27 protein-coding genes are annotated in these 24,818 nt (G+C 67.7%); 14 read left to right on the top strand and 13 right to left on the bottom strand.

Features of this window, described 5'->3' with window-relative positions:
• Positions 1-38: 38 nt before the first annotated feature.
• From couH to HGB39_RS01595, 4 genes are all read right to left on the bottom strand, one after another.
• Positions 39-1,205 carry a dihydro-p-hydroxycinnamoy-CoA dehydrogenase gene (gene couH / locus HGB39_RS01610; protein WP_005571420.1) on the bottom strand — a complete coding sequence of 389 codons (1,167 nt, stop codon included), beginning with the start codon at positions 1,203-1,205 and terminating at the stop codon, positions 39-41.
• Positions 1,206-1,321: 116 nt separating this feature from the next.
• Positions 1,322-1,477 carry a DUF6131 family protein gene (locus HGB39_RS01605; RefSeq protein ID WP_005263616.1) on the bottom strand — a complete coding sequence of 52 codons (156 nt, stop codon included), beginning with the start codon at positions 1,475-1,477 and terminating at the stop codon, positions 1,322-1,324.
• Positions 1,478-1,508: 31 nt separating this feature from the next.
• Positions 1,509-1,715, bottom strand: a complete 207-nt coding sequence (locus HGB39_RS01600; protein WP_005571421.1) for a hypothetical protein — start codon at positions 1,713-1,715, stop codon at positions 1,509-1,511.
• Between the two features lie 72 nt (positions 1,716-1,787).
• Positions 1,788-2,324, bottom strand: coding sequence for a hypothetical protein (locus HGB39_RS01595; RefSeq protein ID WP_005571422.1), 537 nt, complete (start codon positions 2,322-2,324; stop codon positions 1,788-1,790).
• Between HGB39_RS01595 and HGB39_RS01590 the strand changes: the two genes are divergently transcribed.
• Genes HGB39_RS01590 through HGB39_RS01580 form a run of 3 tightly spaced genes read left to right on the top strand, consistent with a single transcriptional unit; the run spans position 2,324 to position 4,334 of the window.
• Positions 2,324-2,761 carry an alpha/beta hydrolase fold domain-containing protein gene (locus tag HGB39_RS01590; protein WP_247607337.1) on the top strand — a complete coding sequence of 146 codons (438 nt, stop codon included), beginning with the start codon at positions 2,324-2,326 and terminating at the stop codon, positions 2,759-2,761. The genes HGB39_RS01595 and HGB39_RS01590 overlap by 1 nt on opposite strands.
• The gene (locus HGB39_RS01585) at positions 2,758-3,396 is read left to right on the top strand and encodes an alpha/beta hydrolase family protein (protein ID WP_005571424.1); all 639 of its coding nucleotides are present in this window, start codon (positions 2,758-2,760) and stop codon (positions 3,394-3,396) included. Before HGB39_RS01590 ends, HGB39_RS01585 begins: the two co-directional genes overlap by 4 nt.
• Positions 3,397-3,437: 41 nt before the next feature.
• Entirely contained in the window at positions 3,438-4,334 is an 897-nt protein-coding gene (locus HGB39_RS01580; RefSeq protein WP_005571425.1) for an alpha/beta fold hydrolase, read from the top strand.
• A 1-nt stretch (position 4,335) separates the two neighbouring features.
• Here the strand turns inward: HGB39_RS01580 and HGB39_RS01575 are convergent, their stop codons facing one another.
• Entirely contained in the window at positions 4,336-4,923 is a 588-nt protein-coding gene (locus tag HGB39_RS01575) for a phosphoribosylanthranilate isomerase (protein WP_005571426.1), read from the bottom strand.
• Positions 4,924-4,990: 67 nt separating this feature from the next.
• Here HGB39_RS01575 and HGB39_RS01570 point away from each other — a divergent pair, with 67 nt between their 5' ends.
• The 5 genes from HGB39_RS01570 to HGB39_RS01550 all read left to right on the top strand — a co-directional run bounded on the left by HGB39_RS01570 (position 4,991) and on the right by HGB39_RS01550 (position 9,198).
• Positions 4,991-6,295 (top strand): alpha/beta hydrolase, encoded by a 1,305-nt coding sequence (locus HGB39_RS01570; RefSeq protein ID WP_005571427.1) that lies wholly within the window; start codon positions 4,991-4,993, stop codon positions 6,293-6,295.
• Between the two features lie 27 nt (positions 6,296-6,322).
• A complete protein-coding gene (locus HGB39_RS01565) occupies positions 6,323-7,048 on the top strand; it encodes an ABC transporter substrate-binding protein (RefSeq protein WP_005571429.1) in 726 nt (241 codons plus the stop codon).
• Positions 7,045-7,455, top strand: coding sequence for a cupin domain-containing protein (locus HGB39_RS01560; protein ID WP_005571431.1), 411 nt, complete (start codon positions 7,045-7,047; stop codon positions 7,453-7,455). The genes HGB39_RS01565 and HGB39_RS01560 overlap by 4 nt, the downstream gene beginning before the upstream one ends.
• A 56-nt stretch (positions 7,456-7,511) precedes the next feature.
• Positions 7,512-8,750, top strand: a complete 1,239-nt coding sequence (locus tag HGB39_RS01555) for an acyl-CoA dehydrogenase family protein (RefSeq protein WP_005571433.1) — start codon at positions 7,512-7,514, stop codon at positions 8,748-8,750.
• Positions 8,751-8,820: 70 nt separating this feature from the next.
• Positions 8,821-9,198, top strand: a complete 378-nt coding sequence (locus HGB39_RS01550; RefSeq protein WP_005263638.1) for a VOC family protein — start codon at positions 8,821-8,823, stop codon at positions 9,196-9,198.
• 3 nt (positions 9,199-9,201) lie between these two features.
• On the opposite strand, the gene HGB39_RS01545 is transcribed toward HGB39_RS01550, so the two are convergent.
• Genes HGB39_RS01545 through HGB39_RS01535 form a run of 3 tightly spaced genes read right to left on the bottom strand, consistent with a single transcriptional unit; the run spans position 9,202 to position 11,450 of the window.
• Positions 9,202-10,008, bottom strand: a complete 807-nt coding sequence (locus HGB39_RS01545) for an alpha/beta fold hydrolase (protein ID WP_005571435.1) — start codon at positions 10,006-10,008, stop codon at positions 9,202-9,204.
• Positions 10,009-11,022 carry an aldo/keto reductase gene (locus HGB39_RS01540; RefSeq protein ID WP_054247417.1) on the bottom strand — a complete coding sequence of 338 codons (1,014 nt, stop codon included), beginning with the start codon at positions 11,020-11,022 and terminating at the stop codon, positions 10,009-10,011.
• The gene (locus HGB39_RS01535; RefSeq protein WP_005569188.1) at positions 11,019-11,450 is read right to left on the bottom strand and encodes a MerR family transcriptional regulator; all 432 of its coding nucleotides are present in this window, start codon (positions 11,448-11,450) and stop codon (positions 11,019-11,021) included. Before HGB39_RS01535 ends, HGB39_RS01540 begins: the two co-directional genes overlap by 4 nt.
• 139 nt (positions 11,451-11,589) lie before the next feature.
• Between HGB39_RS01535 and HGB39_RS01530 the strand changes: the two genes are divergently transcribed.
• Complete coding sequence (locus HGB39_RS01530; RefSeq protein ID WP_005569189.1) at positions 11,590-13,014, top strand: purine-cytosine permease family protein; 1,425 nt, start codon at positions 11,590-11,592, stop codon at positions 13,012-13,014.
• Here HGB39_RS01530 and HGB39_RS01525 read toward each other — a convergent pair.
• Positions 12,979-14,508 carry a PucR family transcriptional regulator gene (locus tag HGB39_RS01525; RefSeq protein WP_005569192.1) on the bottom strand — a complete coding sequence of 510 codons (1,530 nt, stop codon included), beginning with the start codon at positions 14,506-14,508 and terminating at the stop codon, positions 12,979-12,981. The genes HGB39_RS01530 and HGB39_RS01525 overlap by 36 nt on opposite strands.
• Positions 14,509-14,612: 104 nt before the next feature.
• Between HGB39_RS01525 and HGB39_RS01520 the strand changes: the two genes are divergently transcribed.
• The gene (locus tag HGB39_RS01520) at positions 14,613-15,092 is read left to right on the top strand and encodes a nucleoside deaminase (protein WP_052024015.1); all 480 of its coding nucleotides are present in this window, start codon (positions 14,613-14,615) and stop codon (positions 15,090-15,092) included.
• Positions 15,089-16,045: an isopenicillin N synthase family dioxygenase gene (locus HGB39_RS01515; protein WP_005569195.1), complete on the top strand. Its 957-nt coding sequence runs from the start codon at positions 15,089-15,091 to the stop codon at positions 16,043-16,045. The genes HGB39_RS01520 and HGB39_RS01515 overlap by 4 nt, the downstream gene beginning before the upstream one ends.
• 32 nt (positions 16,046-16,077) lie before the next feature.
• Here HGB39_RS01515 and HGB39_RS01510 read toward each other — a convergent pair whose 3' ends face one another.
• Positions 16,078-17,676 carry an ABC-F family ATP-binding cassette domain-containing protein gene (locus HGB39_RS01510; RefSeq protein ID WP_005569197.1) on the bottom strand — a complete coding sequence of 533 codons (1,599 nt, stop codon included), beginning with the start codon at positions 17,674-17,676 and terminating at the stop codon, positions 16,078-16,080.
• A gap of 141 nt (positions 17,677-17,817) precedes the next feature.
• On the bottom strand, positions 17,818-18,384 hold the full coding sequence (gene abmR, locus HGB39_RS01505) for an ATP-binding transcription factor AbmR (RefSeq protein ID WP_005243791.1): 567 nt from the start codon (positions 18,382-18,384) through the stop codon (positions 17,818-17,820).
• Positions 18,385-18,479: 95 nt separating this feature from the next.
• Between abmR and HGB39_RS01500 the strand changes: the two genes are divergently transcribed.
• From HGB39_RS01500 to HGB39_RS01490, 3 genes are all read left to right on the top strand, one after another.
• Positions 18,480-20,285: a penicillin-binding transpeptidase domain-containing protein gene (locus HGB39_RS01500; protein WP_064081001.1), complete on the top strand. Its 1,806-nt coding sequence runs from the start codon at positions 18,480-18,482 to the stop codon at positions 20,283-20,285.
• A gap of 96 nt (positions 20,286-20,381) precedes the next feature.
• On the top strand, positions 20,382-22,061 hold the full coding sequence (locus HGB39_RS01495) for an NTF2-like N-terminal transpeptidase domain-containing protein (RefSeq protein ID WP_081276677.1): 1,680 nt from the start codon (positions 20,382-20,384) through the stop codon (positions 22,059-22,061).
• A 90-nt stretch (positions 22,062-22,151) separates the two neighbouring features.
• Positions 22,152-22,889, top strand: coding sequence for a sulfite exporter TauE/SafE family protein (locus tag HGB39_RS01490; RefSeq protein ID WP_005569201.1), 738 nt, complete (start codon positions 22,152-22,154; stop codon positions 22,887-22,889).
• An 8-nt stretch (positions 22,890-22,897) separates the two neighbouring features.
• On the opposite strand, the gene HGB39_RS01485 is transcribed toward HGB39_RS01490, so the two are convergent.
• Both HGB39_RS01485 and HGB39_RS01480 read right to left on the bottom strand, forming a co-directional pair.
• Positions 22,898-24,370: a peptide MFS transporter gene (locus tag HGB39_RS01485; RefSeq protein ID WP_005263665.1), complete on the bottom strand. Its 1,473-nt coding sequence runs from the start codon at positions 24,368-24,370 to the stop codon at positions 22,898-22,900.
• Between the two features lie 56 nt (positions 24,371-24,426).
• A complete protein-coding gene (locus HGB39_RS01480; RefSeq protein ID WP_005569203.1) occupies positions 24,427-24,807 on the bottom strand; it encodes a DUF3054 domain-containing protein in 381 nt (126 codons plus the stop codon).
• Between the last annotated feature and the right edge of the window lie 11 nt (positions 24,808-24,818).

Below are 24,818 nucleotides of genomic sequence, written 5' to 3'. Positions count from 1 at the left end.
TGGAAGAGATCGCCAACGCTTCGGCTGAATCGGACCCGTCAGGCACGCGTGAGCTTGCGCCCGATGATTTCCTTCATGATCTCGGTGGTGCCGGCGTAGATCGGCCCGCCGCGGCAGTCGAGGTAGTCCTGGGCGACGTCGTACTCGCGCATGTATCCGTAGCCGCCGTGCAGTTGAACCGCGCGCTGGACGACCCGCTGCTGCAGCTCGGTGATCCACCATTTGGCCATCGCCGCGGTCACCTCGTCGAGGGTGCCGTGTGCGGCGTCGAGGATGCAGCGGTCGGTGAAGCACTGCGCGATCTCGATCTCGGTGGCGAGTTCCGCGAGGTAGAAGCGGTTGGCCTGGAAGTCGGCCACCCTCTGGCCGAACGCGGTCCGATCGCAGCTGTACGTCAGGGCCTGGTCGAACGTGCGTCGCATCGACGCCATGGACGTGACGGCCACGCTGAGGCGCTCCTGGGGCAGATTGTCTCCCAGGTAGCCGAAGCCGTCGTTCAGTTCACCCAGGACGTTCTCGCGGGGGATGCGGACGTCGTCGAATACGAGCTCGGCGGTGTCCTGGGCGGTCAGGCCGACCTTGTGCAGCGGCCCGTTGCGGGTGAAGCCGGCCGTCCCGTCCTCGACCACCAGCAGGCTCACGCCCTTCTTGCCCGCTGCCGGATCCGTCTTGGCTACGACTATCACGAAGTCGGCGAGCATTCCGTTGCTGATGAAGATCTTGGTGCCGTTGAGGACCAGATCGTTCCCGTCGGGGAGGGCGGTCGTGGAGATCGCGGCCAGGTCGCTGCCCGCACCGGGCTCCGTCATGGCGATGGCACCGATCTTCTCGCCGGTGCACAAGGGCGTCAGGAACCGATGCTTCTGCTCCTCGTTCGCCAGCGAGACGAGGTAAGGGGTGACGAGGTCGTTGATGCCCGCCAGGCCCATCACCACGGCAGGGGCCCCGACGCGGCAGAGTTCTTCGATGACGATGGCGTTGAAACGGAAGTCGTCGATTCCGCCGCCGGCGAATCGCTCCTCGACATTGATCCCGAGGAGCCCGAGCTTGCCTGCCTGGCGGAAGACGTCCCGGTCGACCTGTCCCGCGTCGGCCCAGTCGCGAAGATGCGGGGCGACGTCACGTTCGGCGAACCGGCGCACCGTTTCCCGAAACGCATCGTGATCGGCGTCGAAAATGGTCCGTTCCAGTGCAACCGAAGACATGCGAGGTTCCTTTCGACGGCACGCGTGCGGCGCACGCATGCATACTCGAAAGGAACCTAACTATCAATCATTGATAATGTCAATGATTGATTATGTCGAACGGATGAGCGCCGACGTCAATACCAGTACTTCCGCCCGCCGACCGCGCGGCCCGTCGTGCCCAGCAGTAGCAGCACGAGGCCGATGACGAGAAGGATGATTCCAATCGTCGTGAGGATGGAAATCCCCGCGACGAGGCCGATGACGAGCAGGATGATCCCGAGAACGATCACGGTCTTCCCTCTTTCGGTTGACGGTCTGGAACTACTGACTCGGTTGCGGCACTTCACAATCGATCTTCGGGTTCACACCCGCGTAGTTGAGTGGTCCGGCGATCACGGTGACCGCGATCGTTCCGGCGCTGGCGCAATCGGCCGTCGTGTCCTTGAAGTAACCGCGCTGCCACACGGCAACGGCGCCGATGATCAGCCAAATGATCACGATAAGCGTCACGAGCCGTCCGATACGCATTTCCGACCTCCCGTGTGGGCACCGGCGCAAGGCCGATGCACGTGTCGTACTCGAACGCTATGTCCTCGAACGCTATGTCGACGACGTGTCGGTCGGCTTCGCGTGTGCTCCATGGGTATTCGTGGAGTCCGTGCCGGTGGGCCGACCGTTGGCAGGCCCTGCACCCGTGGTTCGGGCATCGGTGGCGCGAGCGTTCGTCGGCCCCGTTCCAGTGGTCCGAGCGTCGGTGGCTCTGGCGTCGTTCGGCGGAGTGTCCGTCGTCTTGACGTCGGGATCGAGCTCGTCGGCCCGCTGCCACTCGTGCTTCAGGTCGTCCCGAGACGTGGTCGCCGTGTTCTGGTGCGTTTGCGCGTCGACCTGCAGTCTCTTGGCCTCGGCCGCCTTGGCCTCGGCTTCCGCTTGAGCCCTTCTGGCGTCGGCCGCAGTCTCCTCCGCGATCGCCTCACGCTTCTCGACGACGGATGTCTGCTCCTGTGCCCTCGCGCGGATGCTGTCGGCCTCCTGGTGGCGGCGCTCGTTGCGCTTGCGTGATGCCGCAACGAGCAGCGCGATGACGGCGAGCACGACGACGATCGCGACGATGATCCAGATGATGGTCATGGTGTCCATTGGCTACTCCCAGCAGTCGTGTTGTTAAGGTACCCCGCACCGAAACCCGGCAAACAGACCGAGAGCCAATCGCAATCAACCGTCGGATTTCGGCACGACAGAGGGTGCGGGCGAATGAGGACATGGGGGCCGGCTACCTCCCAGACCGCAGCCTGTCTCTCGACCCCCGCGTCTCACCGATCGAGGGCGACCTGACGGCAGTGGCACCCGCCATCGTGTGCGGGGCCGGATGTGATCCCCTCCGAGATCACGCCCCCGCGTACGCCGCTGTGCTGGAGGCCGCCGGCGTGCCGGTTCGATTCCGGATCTCCCCGGGCATGCTGCACGGGTACTGGAGCACGGGCGTCGTGCCACGCGCCAACGAACTCGCGGACCAGCCGTGCGAAGAACTGGCGGAGTTGCACGCGCCGGAGCAGGCCGACATTCCACTACCGTGAACCGCATGAGCGAGTTGCTGGAACGTGACGGTGTGCGCGGACATCTCCATCACCCCGAGGGTGACGGGGTGGCGGGGCTGGTCCTGACGCATGGAGCGGGAAGTGACTGCGACACAAAGCTGTTGCGCGCCGTGACCGACGGGTTCGTGGAGCGGGGGGTCGTCGTGCTGCGGTTCGATCTCCCGTTCCGTCAGCGCCGCGCGTCGGGTCCGCCGCATCCGTCGAAGGCGGCGGAGGACCGGGACGGCATCGCGGCCGCGGTGGCCGTGATGCGGGAGCTGGTGACGGCGCCGGTGTGGGCCGGCGGGCACTCGTACGGCGGGCGGCAGGCGTCCATGTTCGCTTCGGAGCGACCGGGTCTCGTCGACGCCCTGTTGTTGCTGTCGTACCCGCTGCATCCGCCGGCCAAGCCGGAGAAGCTCCGCACCGAGCACCTGCCCGGTCTCCGCACCCCGTCCGTGGTGGTGCACGGTTCGAAGGACCCGTTCGCGAGCACCGACGAGATGCGGTCGGCGGTCGAACTGATCCCCGCACCGACGACGCTCGTCGAACTCGAGGGAGCCCGCCACGATCTGGCCCCGGACCGGTTCCCGGTGGTCGAACGCGCGGTCACAGCCATGCTCGACCTTCTGTAGGGCGGTCGGGGACGGCCACACGTGGTCGGTATGTTCGGTGAATGAGCAACGTGCAGACGGACGCGCCCCGCTGGTTCACCACGGCGTTGGCGTCGCCGGTCGACACCGGCCGGGTCGACGTCGCCGGTGCACAGGTTCACTACCGTGCGTGGGGGCCGTCGGGATCACCGGGAATCGTGCTCGTTCACGGCGGCGCCGCCCACAGCCGGTGGTGGGACCATGTGGCACCCATGCTGGCCACGGACCGTCGCGTCGTCGCCCTCGACCTCACCGGGCACGGCGACAGCGACCGGCGCGCGGAGTACGGCCTGGAGCAGTGGGCGGAAGAAGCCCTGGCGGTGGCGAAGCCGGCGGGTATCTCGGGGGCGCCGGTGTTCGTCGGGCACAGCATGGGCGGCATGGTGTCCTACGTGGCCGCGCAGCTGTTCGGCGAGGATCTGGCGGGTGTCGCGCTGATCGATTCGCCCGTCCTCGCCCGCACACCGGAGGAGGAAGAAGCGCGGAAGCAGCGTGCCTTCGGTCCGAAGAAGGTCTACCCGTCCAGGGCCGAGGCGCTCGAGCGGTTCCGGTTCGTCCCGCCGCAGGACACCGCGGTGCCCGCGGTCCTGCGGCACGTCGCCGAGAACTCGATGGAGGAGGTGGACGGCGGCTGGGCGTGGAAGTTCGACTCCGCGTTCTTCGCGCGTCACGGCAGCGATCACCTGGGCGGATCCGACCCACGCTGCCGGATCGCCTACTTCCGCGCCGAGAACGGCATCGTCACCGACACCATGATGGACGGCATGCGCCGCCGGTTCGGGCCCACTGCGGTGGTGGTCGAGATCCCCGACGCCGGACACCACGTGATGATCGACCAGCCGCTCGCGCTGGTCGTGGGTATCCGGACGGTGCTCGCGTCGTGGGACGTCGAAGATTCAGTGGCCGGGATGCCGGGCTGACTCAGTCGCCGGATCGGACGGCGGCGACGAACTGCTCGATCAGCGCCGCATCCTTCACACCACGCGAGGATTCGACACCGCTCGACACGTCGACACCCCACGCGCCGGTCGCGTCGACGGCAGCCCGCACGTTGCCCGGATGAAGTCCGCCGGCCAGGATCCACTCGCCGTCGGGTCGGCTCTGGTTCGCCCAGTCCCAGGGCACGCCTGCCCCGGCGGTCGCTCCGTCGACCAGGATGCGGTCGGCGCCGAAATCGCCCGACGTGTCACCGGCGACCACGGCACGGATCACGCCGAGCCCCGCCTCCCGCAACCGGGCCACGTCGTCGGCGGACTTCAGGTCGTGCATCTGAACGGTTCCGAGACCTGCGGTGGCGGCGACCTCGATCACCTCCGACACGGGACTCCCCTTGAACACGCCCACCGCGACGGTGTGACCGGTGACCCGGCGGACCAGCGGCGCGGCGTCCTCGGGGGAGATCCGGCGGACGCTGTCGGCGAACACGAACCCCACGGCGTCGACGCCGAGTCGCACGGCCAGATCGACGGAGGCCACGTCTCGCAGACCGCACACCTTGATGAATGTCACCCGCGCAATTTTACCGGTCGTTCCGAGTCGCCGACGTAGTGCGGGTTCGCGCTCTAGGCTTCGTGACGTGGAATGGCTCAGCGACCTCAGCGTGATCTCAGGGCCTCTGCCCTGGATCCTCACGGTGATCGGTGTGCTCGGCGGCGTGTGGCTGCTCGCCGCCCGCGCACCCTGGTACCCCAGGAAAGCGATTCCGATCTGCCTGGCCGTGTCGGTGGTGGTCACCGTCGTCCTGTACGTGATGGTCGAGAAGGTGCTCCGGCCGTTCCCAGATCCCATCGAGATTTCCATCTACGTGTGGATCGGTCTGGGGCTCTTCGCGATCGTCCTGCTCGTGCCGAGGATCCGCGCCGGCCGGACGGTGAAAGCCGCCGTCGTGTCGGTTCTCGCGGTATTCGCCGTCCTTCTCGCGTCCGCGACGCAGATCAACCTGGTGTTCGATGCCTATCCCACGGTGGGCACGGCATTCGGGGCGGAGCCGTTCGACCGGGTTCAGATGAACGACCTCGGCAGCACCACCGAGACCGTGGTGACGGGAACGCCTCTCGACGCGTCGTGGACCGCCCCGCCCGGAATGCCGAGCGAGGGGCGGGTCCTGACGGCGGGCGTTCCCGGGACGGCGTCGGGTTTCGCCGCCCGCGACGCCGAGATCTACCTCCCGCCCGCCTACTTCGCCAACCCACGCCCCCTGTTGCCGGTGCTCGTGATGCTGGCCGGTCAGCCCGGTTCGCCGGAGGACTGGTTCGCCGGAGGCAAGCTCGCCACCACGATGAACGAGTTCGCCGCGAAGCACGGGGGACTGGCCCCGATCGTGGTGGTGGCGGACGGCACCGGCTCGCAGATCGCGAACCCCCTGTGTGTCGATTCGAAGCTGGGCAACGTGGCCACGTATCTGGCGAAGGACGTTCCGTCCTGGGTGAAGTCGAACCTGCAGGTCAACCCGGACCCCAAGGCGTGGGCGATCGGCGGCCTCTCCTACGGCGGCACCTGTTCGCTCCAGATGGCCACCAACTATCCCGACGTGTACCCGACGTTCCTCGACATCTCGGGTCAGGAAGAACCCACGCTCGGCGACCACCAGCGCACCCTCGACGACGGATTCGGCGGTGACGAGGCGGCGTTCAAGCGGGTCAACCCGCTCGATCTGATGGCGTCGAAGCAGTACCCGGATTCGGCCGGGGTCTTCGTGATCGGCAGTGACGACGACGCATACAAGCCGGGTGCCCAGAAGGTCTATCAGGCCGCGAAGGACGCGGGCATGGACGTGCAGTACGTGGAAGTGCCGGGCGGGCACAGCTTCGCGGTGTGGTCTGCGGGACTGGAGAAGGAATTGCCTTGGCTGGCACAGCGGTTGGGGCTGATCGGCTCGTAGGTACTCGTCACGGCGGAGAGGGATGGCATGACGGCGGCAGCGCGGGTACTGCGGGTGGGTTCGGCGTTGCCCGACCCGCCGTTCGAATTCCGGGACGGTGGGGCTCCGGCGGGTTTCGATGTCGAGTTCACGCGGGCGGTCGCGCAGGTGCTCGGCGTCGAATGGTCGCTCGTCCCGTACCGGGGCACCGACTTCAACGGCATTTTCGACGCGCTGACGGACGGTGAATTCGACTGCATCGCCTCGGGAACCACCGTGACGCCGGAGCGGCGGGGGCGCGCGGATTTCTGCGCTCCGTACCTCGTGTCGGGTCAGTCCCTCGCCGTCGACACGTCGCGGCATCCCGGAGTGCGCGGGGTGGACGATCTGGGTGGTCTGACCGTCGGTGTCCAGCACGGCAACACCAGTCAGCCGATCGTGGAGAGGCTGGTCGCGGAGGGCCGCGCGGGTGCGATCCGGGTGTATGCCTACGACCGGATCGGCCAAGCCCTCGACGACCTGTCCTCGGGCGGGTGCGATGCCGTCATGAAACTCGCGCCGGTCCTCACCTGGCTCGTCCGGGATCGTCCGCACGTGGAGGTGGTCGAACGGGGAATCTCCCGCGAGGAGATCGCCGTCGCCGTCCGCACGGGTGATCACGCGCTGCGCGAAGGCATCGAGTCGGCGCAGCGCACCCTGGCCGCGGACGGCACCCTCGACCGGCTGAGGTCGAAGTGGCTCGGGATCGGTGAAACGAAAGGTGGCTCGGCATGATTCGATGTGTGCGGCTGTGGACCGGGGCGGACGATGCATCCCACGTCGAGTTGGGTTTCCTCGCCATGGACCCGGGGCGGAACGGCGATCTCTGCACCGCGGGTGTGGACGTGACCCACGTCAGCTTCGAGGAGACGACTTCGGGCGGATCCTTCGACTGGCACACCGCGCCGGTGCGGCAACTCGTGCTGACCCTCAGCGGCACCCTCGACTTCCGGACCCGCAACGGTGAGCAGTTCCGCCTCCGTGAGGGCGACGTCCTGCTGGCCGAGGACACCGCCGGGAGCGGGCACGAGTGGACGCTCGTCGGGACGGACCCGTGGCGTCGCGCGTACGTGGTGCTGGCCGAAGGGGCTCCGGTGCCGTTCCGAACGGGTGCGCCGTCCGGCACACCTGTCCAAGAATAGGAACGTGTTCTATATTTGCGGCAACCGTTTGTCTCTCAGTGACTGGAGTGCCCGGCATGTATGAGTGGTCAGATACCGACCTGATGTTCCGCGACGCGATCCGCGGCTTCATCGACAAGGAGATTCGACCGCACGTCGACAAGTTGGAGACCGGCGAGCTGCCTCCGTTCGACATCATCCGCAAACTCTTCGCCACCTTCGGCCTGGACGAGATGGCTCGTGACGCGCTGACGAAGTCGCTGGACCGCGAGCGAAGTGGGGACGCCGCGTCCGGCGCGAAGGAGGAGAAGTCCGGCGGCCTCGGCGGTGCGGGCAGCATGGGCGTCATCATGAACGCCGAACTGGCCGGCGTCAGCCTCGGACTCGTCGCCTCGCTCGGGGTCAGCCTCGGGCTGGCGGCGGGCACCATCCGCAGTCGCGGGACGCTGGCGCAGAAGGAGCGCTGGCTACCCGGACTGGTCACGTTCGAGAAGGTCGGAGCCTGGGCCATCACCGAGCCCGACTCCGGCTCGGACGCGTTCGGCGGCATGAAGTCGTACGTGCGCCGCGACGGCGACGACTACATCCTCAACGGGCAGAAGACGTTCATCACCAACGGCCCCTACGCCGACGTCATCATCGTCTACGCGAAGCTCGACGAGGGAGACTCGTCCGTCGACCGCCGGGACCGGAAGGTTCTCGCGTTCGTCCTCGACGCGGGCATGGAGGGGCTCACCCAGGGTGCGCCGTTCAAGAAGATGGGCATGAACTCCTCACCCACCGGGGAACTGTTCTTCGACAACGTGCGCCTCACCCGCGACCGTCTGCTCGGCGAGACCGAGGACGGCGGCAAGTCCGACGGCAAGTCGAGCGCGAAGGAGAGTTTCGCGGCCGAACGGATCGGCATCGCGTCGCTGTCGCTGGGCATCATCAACGAGTGTCACCGGCTGTGCGTCGACTACGCCAAGTCCCGAAAGTTGTGGGGTAAGGAGATCGCCCAGTTCCAGCTCATCCAGCTCAAGCTCGCGGAGATGGAAATCGCCCGCATCAACGTGCAGAACATGGTCTTCAACGCCATCGAGCGCACCGCGGCGGGCGATCAGGTGAGCCTCGCGGAGGCGTCGGCGATGAAGCTCTACTCCTCGCGGGCGGCTACGGAGGTGGCGATGGAGGCGGTGCAGTTGTTCGGCGGCAACGGCTACATGGCCGAGTACCGGGTCGAGCAACTCGCGCGCGACGCGAAGTCGCTGATGATCTACGCAGGCAGCAACGAGATCCAGGTGACGCACATCGCGAAGGGTCTGCTGGCGATGTGATGACGTGCCCTCGGGAACAAATGTCGTACGGTGTACGTTAGTGGGGTGTCGTCAACGAAAGGACACCACCGTGAAGGTCACCGCGAGCGCACTGTCGCTGAACGTCGCAGACCCCAGTGCGTCGGCCGAGTTCGCCAAGTCCCACCTGGGCTTCGTCGAGGAGATGGCCGCAGAGGGCTTCGTGTCACTGAAGCGCGCGGACGTCGGCTTCAATCTGGTCTTCCTGAAGACCGGACTGGAGACGTTCAAGCCAGCGCGGATCGCCGGTGACGCCGGCCAGGGGTTGCTGATCGCGCTCGTCGTCGACGGTATCGACGGTGAATACGAGCGACTGCAGGCGGAGGGCGTCCCGATCGTGACGCCCATCGAAACCGAGCCCTGGGGCGAACGCTACTTCCAGATGAGCGACCCCAACGGGGTGATCATCCAGCTGGTCGAATGGATGTAGGGGTCACACCGAGGCGAGGAACGGCTCGACGGCCGCGAGCACCTCGGTGCTCGCGGCCACCGTCGTCGAGTGGTCGAACCCGGGCAGGACCGTCAGCGACGCACCGGGAATCAGTGCCGCCACCCGCTGGGTGTCGCCGATCCGCTCGGAGTCGTTCGAACCGACGAACAGCAGGGTGGGGACGGCGATCCCGCGCAGGACGTCGTCGTCCACACCCGGCTCCACACCGGAACGCCGCATGTACGCGGCGAGTGCCTTCGCGTCGTTCGCTATGAACGCCGCCCGGGTGCCGGCGTCGATCGGCCACGCGCGCCGGGCATTCCACTGCCCCAGGAACGCATCCATGCCGTCCCGCTCGAGGACGTCGATGCAGCCCGGGAAGAACAGGCGGTCGAACGCGCCGGCCTGCGGTCGGCTGCTGCCGCCGCCGACGATCAGGCTCTCCAGTCGTTCGGGCGCCCCGACCGCCAACGCCAGCGCGACCCGGCCGCCGAGCGAGTACCCGAGAACATGTGCGCTGGGAAGGTCCAGGTGGTCGAGGACCGCCAGGACGTCGCCGCTGACCAGATCCATCGCGTACGCGTCCTCGTCGTGCGGCTTGTCGCTGCGCCCGTGGCCCCGCAGATCGACCAGGATCAGCCGGTACCGGTCACGCAGCGCGGCGACGTAGCCGAATCCGCGCCAGATCGCGTGGGAGAGCGCCGTGCCGTGAAGGAGAACGAGCGGCTCACCGTCGCCGACGGTCTTGTGCGCGATCCGGACACCGTCGACGGGATTGGTAGCGTGCTGCACCCGCCCAGTCTGCATCACTCAGAAGTCGCGGCCCTCCGACACCCACTGCAGATCCTCCGAACGCGCACCCTCCACATGCTCCCCGGCCGAGTTCAGCACCGCCAGCTGCGCCGCATCGAGTTCGATACCGAGAGCACCGGCGTTCTCCGTCACCCGTTCCGCACTGCGGGTTCCGGGGATGGGTACGACCGGAAGTCCGAACGCGCGGCCTTGCGCGTAGAGCCACGCCAGCGCAACCTGTGCGGGCGTGGCACCCAGGTCGCCTGCGACCGAATTCACCGCGTCCACCACGCCGAGATTCCGCTGCAGCGTGCCCGCCGCGAACCGGGGGAGGGTCCGGCGGAAGTCGTTGGGCGCCAAGGTGTCGACGCCGGTGACGGTCCCGGTGAGGAACCCCCGGCCGAGCGGCGAGTAGGGGACGAACCCGACACCCAGTGCGGCCGCCGCCGGCACGACCCGCGCCTCGACGTCGCGGCTCCAGATGCTCCACTCCGACTGGACTGCCGTGATGGGATGCACCGCGTGCGCGGACGCCAGCTCCCCGGCCGTCACCTCCGACAGTCCGAGGTGTCGCACCTTGCCCGCCGCCACCAGTTCGGCCATCGCACCGACGGTGTCCTCGATCGGAACCGACGGGTCGGGGCGGTGCAGGTAGTAGAGGTCGATCGTGCCGATGCCGAGTCGGCGCAGGCTGGCGTCCACCGCCTCGTGGACGTAGGCGCGGTCGCCGCGGGTCGAGGCGCCGCCCTCGCTCCGCTTCCTCGGATCCCCCACAATCCCGAACTTGGTTGCCAGCGTGACTTCCTCGCGCCGGTCCCTCAGTAACTGCGCGATCAACCGCTCGTTGTCGCCGGCCCCGTACACGTCGGCGGTGTCGAGGAAACTCACTCCGAGATCCACCGCGTGATGCAGTGTCGAGAGCGCCTTCCCCGGTTCCACCCCGCCGTAGACGGGTGTGAGAGCCATTCCTCCGAAACCCATGTCGGAGACGGTGAGCGCGTCACCCAGGGTTGTCGTACCGATGTCGGTCATGCTTCTCCTCGTCGTTGTCGGGCAGGGTCTTCGTCGGTCCCTGCGATGAGGGCACGGTAGTGATCCACCTTGGTGTCGAGTGCCGCCAGGGCGTCGTCGAGCCTCGCCTGCTGGGCGAGGATGCGTTCGCGATGCGCGAGCAGCAGCGCCAACCGCCGCTCGTGGGTCTCGGCGCCCCCGGTCAGCAGCACCGCGAAACGCTGCATGTCACTGGTCGGCATGCCCGTGGTCCGCAGTTTCACCAGCAGTTCGATGAGCCGCACGTCCCGCTCGCTGTAGCGGCGACGACGGTCCGAACCCCGCGCGATCCTGGGAATCATCCCCTCGCGCTCATACCAGCGAAGGGTGTCCTGCGTGAGGCCAGTGATGGCCGAGACCTCCGAGATGCTCGCGAACGCTCCGGGCGACTGCTCCAACTGGGTGGCCATGACTGAACAGTACGACCTGGAGTGCACTCCAACGCAAGACCCGGGGCGACTGCGTCCCGTCGATCTGTCCGCCCCGAGCGCACGTTTGACGGACACATTGTCGGTTGTCGGCGCCGGCCTGGGCGAACACAGTGCTTCTATGGCAATTACCGAGGGCACCACCAGCGATGCGACCGCTGCCGAACGCGAGTACGGCGACCGCGTCCTGGCCGTCGAACCGGGCGGAAACGAGTTCATTCCGCACGAGGTCCGCCACGGAACTCCACGCCAACTCTTCTGGACGTGGATGTCGCCGAACCTCGAGTTCGCCACGATCTTCATCGGCGTCCTGTCCGTGTCGGTGTTCGGGATGACGTTCTGGCAGGCGACGCTCGGGCTCGTCCTCGGGACGGGTCTCGGGGCTGCCGCGCATTACGTTCTGTCCGCGCGCGGTCCCCTGCACGGCGTTCCGCAGATGGTGCTCGGACGCCTCGGCTTCGGGTATTGGGGCAACGCCCTTCCGTCGGCGTTCATGTCGATCATGTGCGGCGTCGGCTGGTTCGCCACCAACAGCGTCAGCGGCGCGTTCGCACTCAACACGCTGACCGGTCTGGCGCCCCTGCCCTCACTGCTCGTGATCGTCGTCGTCCAGACCGTGTTCGCGTTCTTCGGGCACAACCTGGTCCAGGCGTTCGAGCGTTACGCGTTCCCTGTGCTGGCCGTGATCTTCGCGATCACCGCGGTGGTAATACTCGCGAAGTCGAACCCGGGCGCGCCCGCGGTCGAGGGTGGTGTCGGCGGAATGGGCGGGTTCCTCCTCACCGTCGGAACGGCGTTCGGCTACGCGGCCGGGTGGACGCCGTACGCCGCCGACTACACCCGGTATCTGCCGGCCACCGTGTCGAGGGTCCGCACCGGGCTGTTCGCCTCGGCCGGGCTGTTCGTCTCGTGTGTCGCACTGTCGGTCGTCGGCGCCGCCTCCGTGACGATCGGCGCACCGTCCTCCGACAACCCGACCGACGCGTTCACCGCGAATCTGCCCTCGGCACTGGCGAATCTGACGTTGCTCGCCATTGCACTCGGGGCGGTCGCCGCCAATGCCCTCAACGTGTATTCCGGGTCGATGGCCTTCGTGACCATCGGGCTGAGGTTGCCGCTGAAGACGCAGCGGGCGGTGGTCACCATGATGTTCGGAGTCGTCGGATTCCTCGTGGCGTGGTGGGCGCTCGCCGACGCCGCCGCGAGCTACGAGGCCTTCCTGCTCATCGTCGCCTACTGGATCGGACCGTGGCTGGGCATCATGTTCGCCGACCAGTATCTGCGCCGCGGACAGCGGATCGACAACCTCCTGTACAACCGCGAGTACAGCAACTGGGGTGGTCTGACCGCGTTCGTGATCGCCCTCGTCGGCTCTGTTCTGTTGTTCTCCAATCAGGAGAAGTTCGTCGGCTACGTGGTGCGCGCGGTACCCGAACTCGGCGACATCACGTTCTTCGTCGGCTTCGTGCTGGCCGGAGCGCTGTACCTCGCGATCAACGGTGCGAAGATCTCACGTGGCCAACCTGTTGGCGCACAGGGCAAGTAGCAGCGAACCGTACATCGACGGCGAACCCGGGTCGTATCCGAGGAGGGTCCGGATACGCTCGAGTCGCTGGTACAGCGATTGCCGGCCGAGATGCAGCGCCGACGCCGAACTGGTGGCGCTGCACCCGTGCCGAAGGTGCACCTCCAGGGTACGGACCAGGTCGCTCGAATGGGTTCGATCCCACTCCACCAGCGGCGCAATGGTTGTCGCGACCATCCGCTCCCTGACGTCGGGAGGCAGCCGATCGAGCGCGAGTTCCGGGGCGAGTTCCCGCGTCGTCGTCACTACCTGGCCCGACAGCCACGACCGCCGGGCAGACATCGCGAGGCGCAGTCCCGAGCGGGCGGTGTGCAGCGCGGTGCCGACGTCTCCGGGAGCGAAGTCGCACGGATCGCCGACCACCACCGTCACCCCGTCGGTGATGTTGGACGCCAAAGATTCCTGAAAGCAGTCGACGGCAGTCCCCACCGGGTCGACCACGGGTGCGGGGACCGCGATCAGGCCGAACGTGCTCGCGTGCACCTCCGCACGCAGGCACGGCTGCCCGAGCAGTTTGGCGGCCGAATCCAGCAACCGGGTCGCGATGCGCGAACCCGGCGAATCGATGGCGACCGCGACCACCCGGTTGCCCGGCGCGGGATGGAACCCCGCCGCGGCGGACCGCACGGTGAGGTCGATCTGCCGAACGTCGTTGCGGTCCAGCAAATCCGACACCAGCGCGGCTGCGGCGCGCTGCGGACGTCCCGCGAGGCTGCCCGAGTAGGTGAGTGCAAGCCCGAGCGACGCCGTCGACCGTTCGAGTAGCGCACGCAACACGGGCGAGTTCATCGTGGAACCCGGCCCGGCCGTCAACGTCCCCCACGCGCCGTCCCGCGAATGGATGGTAGCCGTGACGGTTCCGGCGTCGGCTGCTGCCCAGGCCGCGCGGTCGTCGTCGACGCCGTGCGCCGCGACCAGCGCCCCGCTGCCGCTGGTGACGATCAGTGGGCAGCCGCTCGCCTCGCTGACGCGCTCGAGCAACCGGGCCACCCCGTTGCCTGCCATCAGTTCGGCCTCCAGGACGCGGGACAGTTCGTTCTGGGTCCGCAGGGCCGACACCTCCCGGGAGATGATCTCCGTATTGGCGTTCTGGCAGAGTTCGATGAACGGGACCACTGTCCGTAGCGCGATCAGCGGCAGGTCCAGGGCGGCCGCCTCCTCGATCATGTCGCCCGGAACGGCGTCGAACGTCCGGCCCAACTCGATCGCCACGGCCGCCACATTGCGTTCCCCGACCTCGCGGAGATAGTGCCTGCGGGTGCCGGGATCCACACCGGACAGACCCAGCCCGGTGGTCAGCAGCAACTCGTCCCCGGACAGCAGCGGGCTGATCTCGTAGATTTCACTGGAATGTACCCAGCGCACCGTGCGGCCGAGCTGCGACTTCCCGGCCAGAACCTGCGGGTTCGCGCTGAAGAACTGGTTCCGGAGCAACTCGCGCACGGTCAACGACATCGTCGAACCCTCCTCGGGAGGCGGACAGTCTGTACAGGTTAAGGCCCGTTCGTTACCACAGTGTGTCCGTTGTGGTCGCGCCGTCCGAGACGCAAGGTAGAGGCATGTCGATCTCTGTGAACTCTGCGCGGATGGCCCTCGACCCCGAGGAACTGCTGACCGTGGCGATCGCCGAAGCCGAACTCGGCAAACGCGAGGGCGGGATACCGATCGGGGCCGCGCTCTTCGCCGGCGACGGAACCCTGCTGGGCAGCGGCCGCAACCGACGGGTCCAGCACGCCGATCCGTCCGTCCACGGTGAGACGGACGCGTTCCGGGCCGCCGGGCGCCAGCGCGACTACCGCTCGACGATCATGGTGACGACCCTGTCACCGTGCTGGTACTGCAGCGGTCTGGTCCGGCAGTTCAACATCGGCGCGATCGTCGTGGGGGAGAGCGTCACGTTCACCGGCGGCCACGAATGGCTCCGCGAGAACGGCGTGGACGTGACCGTCCTGCGCGATCAACACTGCATCGACCTCATGACCGAATTCATCGAGAACCAGCCCGAACTCTGGAACGAAGACATTGGAGTAGCCGAATGACCCCGATCGCCACCGTCGACATCGCACTCTGGCGGGCGGGCGGACCCTCCGCCGCGGCCGTCGCCCGGGACGTCGACGAGGGACTGCAGCGCGCCGGTTTCCTCCTCGTCCGCGGCCACGGGGTGACGCGCGAACTGGCCGCGGACGTACGGACTGCCGCGCGCCGGTTCTTCGCACTTCCCGAAGAGGTGAAGGCGCGGTACTCGGCGATCGTGGGCGAACGCGGCTGGATCGGGCCCGGGATGGAGGCCAACGGCTATGCCGAGGGCACCGAGACGCCCCCGGACCTCAAGGAGACGTTCGCCGTCGGGGCCGAGACGTGCACCGGGGATCCCCTCGTCGACGACGTGTGGTTCAAGCCCAACGTGTGGCCCGCCGAAGTGGTGGAACTGCGCGCCCTTCTCACCACCTACACCGAGGCGATGCGCCGGCTCTCGGACGACCTCCTCGCCCTGTTCTCGGCGGCACTCGCGCTGCCCGTCAACCCCTTCGACGGGCTCGCGGACCGCCCGACGTGGACGTGCAACATCAACCACTACCCGCCGATGTCGTCGGTGGGGGAGCCTGAGCCGGGCCAGTTCCGCATCGGGCCGCACACCGACTTCGGCACCGTCACCGTCCTGGACCGGGAACCCGGCGCAGGCGGACTCCAGGTGTACACCGACGAAGGCGGCTGGGAGGACGCGCCCTACGACCCCGACGCTGTCACCGTCAACATCGGCGACCTCCTCGAGTACTGGAGCGGCAAGCGCTGGCCGTCGGGCCGGCACCGCGTGCTGCCGCCGCAGGCCGACGCCCCCGAAGAAGACCTGGTGTCGCTCATCTACTTCTACGAACTCAACCACGACGCGCAGGTGACACCTCTGGAACCGCCGATCGGAACCGTCGCCGGGCTCGGGCCCGTCACGTCGGCGGATTTCATCAAGACCCGCCTCGACGCGATCACGCTTTAGGCTCCGCCCGTGCGCCTTTCTGGTAGCCGGGGCTACCGAAAAGGCGCACAAGCCCGAAGGGCCTCGTCGGTCAGTTCCAGCCACCGGGTGACGCCGATGTCGTGGAGGAACTGCCGGTCGTGGCTGACCACGATCAGCGCGCCGCGGTAGCTGCGGAGCGCCTGCGTGAGGTGGGCGAGACTCGGCAGGTCGAGGTTGTTCGTCGGCTCGTCCAGCAACAGCAGCCGCGGGGCGGGTTCGGCCAGCAAGATGGTCGCCAGCGCCGCCCGCAACCGTTCCCCGCCCGACAACGCCGATGCGAGCACGTCGGAATCGTTGCCCCGGAACAGGAACCGGGCCAGCTGCGCGCGGATCTGTTCCTGCGACGCGTGGGGCGCCGCCGCCGCCACGTTCTCGGCGACCGTCAGCGACTCGTCGAACACGTCGAGTCGCTGCGGCAGGGCCTTGAACGGAACCCGCGGTCCCGCGGCCACGACGGCGTCGAGCAGGGTCGTCTTCCCGACGCCGTTGCGTCCGACGAGGGCGATCCGCTCGGGACCGACGACGTCCAGCGACACCTCCTGTCCGCTGAGCAGGCTCACGTCCCGGACGGAGACCACCTCCTGGCCCGAGTGCACCTCCGTGGCCGGGAGGTCGATGCGCACCTCGCGGTCCTCCCGCAGGGCACTCTCCGCTTCCGTCAACGACTCCCGCGCCCCGTCGACCTTCGCGATGTGGTTGTTTCGCAGCTTCCCCGCGGATTCCTGCGCCTGGCGCTTCCGCAGTCCCATCACGATCTTCGGTTCGCGCTTGTTCTCGAACATCTTCTGCCCGTACCGCTTACGACGGTCGATCTTGATGCGGGCCTCGACGAGCTCCCGCTTCTGCTTCTGCACGTCGCTGCGGGCATCGCGCACCGCAGCCCGCGCGGCCTCCTGCTCCGCCTCGACGATCTCCTGGTAGGCACTGAAGTTCCCGCCGAACATGCGGATCTCACCACCGCGCAGCTCCGCGACGGAATTCATGAGATCGAGCAGGTCACGGTCGTGGCTGACCACCAGCAGGGTGCCCGGAAACTGTTGCACCACCTCGTAGAGCTTGCTGCGGGACGCGCTGTCGAGGTTGTTGGTGGGCTCGTCGAGGAGCAGCACCTCCGGTTCCTTCAACAGCTGCGCGGTGAGGCCGAGCAGCACGGTCTCACCGCCGGACAGGGTGCCGACGGTGCGATCTAGATCGGACGTGCTGCCGAGCACGCGTTCGAGACCGAGCCGGTGCAGGGTCGACACCGCCCGCTCCTCGATGTCCCAGCGGCCGGTCGCGGCATCGAAATCCTCGGGTGTGCCGTCGCCGGACTCGATGCGGTGCAACGCCGCCCGGAGGTCGGCGATGCCCAGGATCCGGTCGACCTTCAGTGCGGGATCGAGCGTGATGTCCTGCGGCAGATACGCCACCTCGCCCTGCGCCGTCACCGACCCGCGGTCGGCGTGCAGGCGCCCGGCGATCAGCCGGAGCAGGGTGGATTTACCGGAACCGTTGAGACCGACCACCCCGGTGCGTCCGGGGCCGAAGACGGCGTCGAGGCTGTCGAAGACCGGCTCGCCGTCGGGCCAGGTGAACGTGAGGTCGGACAGGGACAGATATGACTGGGCCATAGGGGACTCCCGAGGTGTGTGCGGATGAAGACTCGCGTGACTACCTCGTCAGGAGCAATGGACCGTTCCCCTCTGTCAGACGCGCCCGGTGCGCATCGGTGCCGTTCACGATAGGACGGCGCCGATGCCCGCGCAATCGAATTAAATCTGGGGGCCGTCGGCCCTGAGTTCGTCCACCTTCGCCATAGCGTCGCGGAGTTCGGCGAGCCACTGTTCGCTGTGCTGGCCCGCCAGGCGCACCGTCCACATCAGGGCGTCCGATCGCGACCGCGCCACACCGGCGTCGACGAGCGTGTCGAGAACCTTGCGTTCGGGTTGGCGGAGCCGGGTCATCACCGGAACGGCGAGGTGAGTGAACAGCGTCTTGTGGCCGTCGAGGCTGACGCCCCACGCGACCTTGCGCCCGTATCGTCTCTCGGCCTCGTCGGCGATGCGCATCCGATCGCCCCGGGTCGTTTCGCGGAATCGGGAGATGCGTCCGTCGATCGCCGCCTCGGAACCGGAGTCGGCGGACTCGACGGGCGGCAATTCGCCGACCACCACGATCTCCTCGCGGTCGACCTCGACGGTCGCGGGGCCGGTGAACCAGTCGTCGGGAAGACGGCCGGCGAACCATTCGGCCGCGTCGCTCGCATCGGGGACATCCGCCTGCTGCCATCCACCGGGCCGGCCGAAGCGGCGCGGGCCCGGACCTTGTGTGTTTCTCATGGCGTCCTCCTGGGGACCCTGGTGCCGCGATCACTGCGATGCAGCACTGATTACATGATTACACCGATTATTCGAAGCGCGCCACCACGTCAGGCATGATCGAGTCCGTGCGCACCTCAAATCGTCACAGCCCCATCCGTCCCACCCCCACCCGGAAGGCAGCGGCCGGAATCGCCGTCCTCGCGACGGTGCTCTCCGCCTGCGGACTCTTCGGACCGGACCAGCCCGACACCGTCTCGCAGCAGTTCGCCGACGCCCTGAACAGCGACGACGTGCAGGCCGCCGCCGAACTCACCACCGATCCGGCCGCCGCCACCGCCGCGATCACGGCGATGTACGACGGGCTCGGAAACAAGGACGGGACGTTCACCCGCACCGACGTGCAGGAGTCCGGCGACGACGGCGGCACGTTCACGATGGACGTGTCGTGGCCGTTCGCCCCGGGGCAGGAGTGGAAGTACAGCACCACCGGCAACGCCACCAAGGAAGGCGACGACTGGAAGATCGTCTGGGACCCGGCCGTGCTCGCACCCGGTCTCACCGACGACACCACCGTCCGGTACACCACCACGACCGGGACGCCACCGAAGGTCCTCGCCGCGGGTGGGGCACCGATCCTCGAGCAACAGGTCGTGACGCTGGTCAACCTCGAACAGGGGGCCGACACCGCGGCGGTGGCGGCGTTGCTGTCGCCCATCGCGCCGACGATCACCGCGGCCTCGCTCCAGCAGGATCTTGCCGGCGCCCAGGGCAAGCCGGTCACGGCCATCTCGTTGCGCGCCGAGGACCTGGCGCCGATCGAACCGCAGCTGCGGCAACTCGCCGGCGTGACGCTGGCGCCGCAGACCAGGCTGCTCAGCACCGACAAAGCGTTGGCCTCACCCACCCTGGCGGGCCTCGGTGACCTGTGGCAGGAGGGGCAGGACGCCTCCGCCGGCTGGGCGGTGCAGTTGGTCGGTCAGGACGGCGCGGCCAAGAGCATCGCCGGTGAACAGGGGCCCGACGCCCCCGACATCGCGACGACCCTCGATCTCCCGATGCAGATGGCTGCCGAGCGGGCGCTCGCCGACGTCCCGCAGCAGGCCGCCATCGTCGCCCTGCGACCCTCCACGGGCGAGGTGCTGGCGGTGGCGCAGAACGCTCCGGCCGATGCACTCGGCCCGATCGCGCTGACCGGCCTCTACCCGCCGGGATCCACGTTCAAGACGGTGACCACGTCCGCGGCCCTGCAGGCCGGTGCCGCCACACCGGACACCGTTCTGCCCTGCCCCGGCACCGAGAACATCGAGGGCAGGCAGATCCCCAACGACGACGAATTCGACCTGGGCGCGGTCCCGCTGCACACCGCGTTCGCCCGTTCGTGCAACACCACCATGGGACGGCTGGCGGTCGGGTTGCCGCCCGACGCCCTGCAGCAAGCCGCGCTGCAGTTCGGGCTGGGCGTCGACTACGTGACGCCCGGGCTGACGACCGTGACCGGCAACGTGCCCGTCGCAGACAGTCCGGCGGCCCGTGTCGAGTCCGGGATCGGGCAGGGGCAGGTGACCGCGACGCCGTTCGGAATGGCCATGGTGGCCGCCTCCATCGCGAACGGTTCGACGCCGTCGCCTATGATCGTGCAAGGCCAACCGGGAACCGCCGACAAGACGGCGCCCACCGTGCCTGCGAACGTCACTTCCGACCTCCGGACGATGATGCGCGAAACTGTGACGGGCGGTACCGCTACTGCGCTGCAGGACATTCCGGGACTGCTCGGCAAAACGGGCACGGCCGAGTCGGGAAATGGTCCCGCACACGGCTGGTTCGTCGGAATCAAGGACGACCTAGCATTTGCCGTTTTTATAGCAACAGGTGACAGTTCGGCCCCTGCTGTGCAGGCTGCGGGGCGTTTTCTTCGATAAACCCGTTCGCGCGTTGCTGTTCGGGGATAAGTTGTGGCTCAACCGTAACTCCTTCGTAGGCAAATGGTGCTTGTTACGCATGTGACTGAAAGCAAGATGGTGGACATGGGGAATGGACGATCGCTTGGCCGCCGCAACAGATACGTGATCGCCCTGACGTCGGCAGTCATTTTGGCGGTGATTCTGGCGTCGTGTGTGCTGTCGAAAGAGGAGGCGACCGCTCAGTCGGTCGTCGACGACTTCGTCAACGCGCTGAACGAGGGCGACGCCGCTGCCGCGGCAGCGCAGACCTCGTATCCCAACGCCGCGGAGACGGCGATTCAGCAGATGTTCGACGGTCTCAAACCCGAGGACGCCAAGTTCGACCTGACCCAGTTCATGGATCTCGGCTCCGACTCCGGCTTCTTCACCGTTGGTGCCGCTTGGCATTTCGGTGAGGGCAAGGATTGGACCTACCAGGTTCAGGGTGGTGTGCGGAACCTGTCCGTCGGCTGGCGCATCTCCTGGGATCCGTCGATCCTCGCGCCCGACCTGGGCAACGGGCGTATCGTCCGCTACGACCGGACGGACGCCGCTCCGCCGCGGGTCTTCGACGCGTTCGGCGGGTTGCTCATGAACGAGCAGACCATCAACTCGGTCACCCTCGATCCCGCCACGATGCCCGATCCCGTCGCGACCACCCGGCGTCTCGCGGAGGTCCTCGAGCCGGTGGCACCCCTCGTGACGTCCGACACGATGATGGCGGAGATGGCCGAGAAGCCCGGCCAGCAGGTCACCGCCGTGCTGCTGCGCGACCAGGACTGGGAGTTCCTCGAGCAGGATCTTGCGATCCCCGGCGTCATCACCATCAAGACGCCGAAGCTGATCACGGCGGATCGGCGCATCACGACACCGCTGCTGGATCCGCTGCGCAAGGTGTGGCAGGCCAACCGGGATGCCACGGCCGGCTGGGCCGTCCACCTCGTGGACCCCGACGGCACGCTGATTCCGCAGGCAGGTTTCCAGGGCCCGCCCGGACCGGACATCGTCGCGACCATGGACTCCCGCCTGCAGCTGGCAGCCGAGGAAGCCGTGGTCAGTGTCGGCACCCCCGCGACGATCGTCGCGATCCAGCCGTCCTCCGGCGCCGTGCTGGCCGCCGCGCAGAACAACCAGGCGATGGAGCAGGGGCCGATCGCGTTCCAGGGGCTCTACCCGGCCGGATCGAACCTCGACCTGGTGAAGAAGGCCGCCGGACTGCAGAAGGGCGTCGACCCGTCGTCGCTGTCGATCGAGGACATCGAGAAGGCAGGCAATCAGCTGGGGCTCGGCATGAACTACAAGATCCCGGGCCTCGACCATCAGACCGCCGTCTTCACCGCCGACCAGTCGGGCATGAACCAGGTGATGAACCGTCAGGACAGCGACCTGCCCGCCGTGACGCCGTTCGGGATGGCCATGCTGGCCGCGTCGATCGCGCGGGGCAGCGCGCCGACACCGATGATCGTCCAGGGGCAGCCGGGCACCACGGATGTGGCCGCTCAGCCGCTTCCGGCGAACGTCAACGACCAGCTCCGCGGCATGATGCGCGACAACGTGGTGCGGGGCGGGGCGTCGTTCCTCAACGGCTACCCGGACCTCATGGGCATGAACGGTGCGAGCGGCGACGACCGCTGGTTCTACGGCTCACGCGGCGACCTGGCCTTCGCGGTCTTCGTCGCCGACGCCGACGGTGGGGACCGCGCGGTGAAGATGACCGACATGCTGTTCCGTGAGATGGCGAAGCCAGCGAACTGAGGACACGGTGATGGCGAAGCCGGCGAACTGAGGGAATGGCGGGGCCGTCCGCGCTGATGGAGTAAGTGAGCAAGGGTAAGTTTCTTCTTTGTGTCCCTGCTTGATATCGGTCTTCTCGTCGTAGCGGGGTTCTTCGCGGGACTGGTCGGCTTCGTCACCGGCCTGGCGTCCATCGTGTCGTATCCCGCACTTCTCGCGGTCGGTCTTCCGCCGGTGACCGCGAACGTCACCAACACGGTCGCGATGGTGGCGGTCGGCGTCGGCGCCCTGTCCAACTCGACGCGGGAGGTAGCCGACACCGGCCCCAAGCTGTGGCGCTGGGCGCTGTACTCGGCTGCGGGCGGCCTGGTCGGCGCGGGAATCCTCTTGGTGGCCCCGGCGGGGTCGTTCGAGGCGATCGTTCCGTTCATGGTGGCGTTCGCCGCGCTGGCGCTGCTGTTGCAGCCCCGGCTCCGCGCGCTGGCGGGCGAGCGGGACATGCCACGCGCGTACTCGGTGTCGCTGTTCGTCGTCGCCATCTACGGCGGGTACTTCGGCGCGGGCGCCGGCGTGATCTTCCTGGCGATCGCGCTGATCCTCACCTCGGAGAAGATCTGGCGCGCGACCATCCTGAAGAGCTTTCTCCTCGGCGTCGCGAACCTGGTGGCGGCGATCGGGTTCGCGATCTTCGGCCCCGTCCACTGGGGCGCCGCCGCCGCGATGGCGATCGGCGCCCTGGCCGGTGGCTGGTGCGGCCCGCCCGTCGTCAGGCGGATACCACCGTCCGTCCTCCGCGTCGTCATCGCAATCGCGGGATTCGGGTTGGCCGCGTGGTTGTGGGTGCGCTGAGACGACGCTCAGTGCACACCTTTCATCAGACGCCGGATCCACGGTGACCCGATGGCGAGGAGCACACCGACGGCGATCGAGCCCAGCCCGACCGCGGTGAAGTACGGAACTTCGTTGTTCTCGTCGTAGTAGCCGGCCAGTGTGCCCGCCATGGCGGTGCCCAGGGCGACGGACAGGAAGAACAACGCCACCATTTGGGTGTGGAAGGCCTCGGGCGCCAGCTTGGTCGACAGCGACAGCCCGACCGGGGACAGCAGCAGTTCGGCGAACGTGAACAGCAACAGGATTCCGGCCAGACCCAGCAGCGGTGCGCTGTTCGCGCCGCCACCCGACATCGGGATGAACGCCAGGAACGCGATACCCATGATGACGGTGCCCGCCGCGAACTTGATCGGCGACGACGGCTGACGGGGTCCGAGCTTCGTCCACGCGGCCGCGAAGACGCCGGCGAAGATGATGATGAAGACCGGGTTGATGGACTGCACCCACGACGGCGGGAAATCCCAGCCGAACAGGTTGCGGTCGAGTCGCTTGTCGGAGTACACCGCGACGGTGGTGAACTGCTGCTGGAACAGCGACCAGAACACCGCGCTGGCGATGAACATCGGGATGAACGCGTAGACGCGGCTGCGCTCGACGGCGGTGATGCGGCGGCTCGACAACATGATCGCGAAGTAGCCGATCGCCGCGACGATGGTGAGGCCGACCACGATGTCCGACATGTTGGCCGCGGTGATCACCCCGGTCAGGGACAGGGCCGCGATCACCACGACCGCGGCGGCGCCGATCGCGATCCACTTGGGCCGCTGAGCGCGGGGGAGGGGATTGGGCGGTTCCGCACCGATGCCGCGGAGGTGCTTGCGGCCGAGCGTGTACTGGATCAGTCCGAGGGCCATGCCGATCGCGGCGAGCGCGAAGCCGGCGTGGAATCCGATGGAGTCCTGCGCCCAGCCCGTCAGCAACGGGCCGACGAGGGCGCCGAGGTTGATACCCATGTAGAAAATGGAGAATCCGGCGTCCCGGCGGTCGTCGTCCTCGTCGTAGAGATCACCGACGAGAGATGTGGCGTTGGCCTTGAGCCCGCCACTACCGAATGCGACGCAGACCAGGCCGATGCCCACCCCCCACAGCCCCGGGAACACGGCCAGGGCGATGTGGCCGAGCATGACGAGGATGGCGCTGTAGAACAGGGTCCGTTCGGAGCCGAGGAGCCGGTCGGCGATCCACGCGCCGAGGATGGTGGACAGATACACCGTGCCGCCGTAGGCGCCGACGATGCTGGTCGCGGACGACTCGGCGATTCCGAGGCCACCGTCGGCGGCGGAATAGTAGAGGTAGTAGATCAGGATGCCTTGCATCCCGTAGAAGGAGAACCGCTCCCACATCTCGACGCCGAACAGGTTCGCGAGGGCGAACGGCTGGCCGAAGAAGCTGCGGTCGGACCGCTTCTCGTCCCGGGCCGGATCGATGGTGTCACTCATGGGAAAACTGTCTCACCTCGAGCGGGTGTGCGTGTGCCGTCGGGGCGGATTCGCCGCTATCGGGTGGTGGCGCGCGACTTCGTCACGATCTTCGCGACGGCCCGCCAGCCGAGGAGGAACACGGCGAGCACCGTGCCCGCCACGAGGACGAAACTGAACGCCGTTCCCTGGCCGCTGACGACGCGCAACAGCATGCCCACCATGAGCGTCGACAGCCACACCACGATGCCGGTCGGGACGATGAGGAAGGCGTCGAACTTGTCGCGGTAGAGCGCGACGGTGGCGAGCCAGCCGACCGCCAGGCCGGTCAGGAACGGCCACGCCGTGGTGGCCAGACCCGTCAGTGCGTTGGCTTCGTCGTGGCTGCGGCGGCCGATGGCGCAGAACACGATCACGAGGACGACGTCCAGGACGAGCGCGGGGAGGTACTTCTTCACACGGCCAGCCT

It is taken from the genome of Rhodococcus opacus (genome assembly GCF_012396235.1).
Lineage (GTDB): Bacteria > Actinomycetota > Actinomycetes > Mycobacteriales > Mycobacteriaceae > Rhodococcus_F > Rhodococcus_F opacus.
The sequence above is the reverse complement of the archived record's forward strand: the minus strand, read 5'-3'. Positions and strand labels throughout refer to the sequence as shown.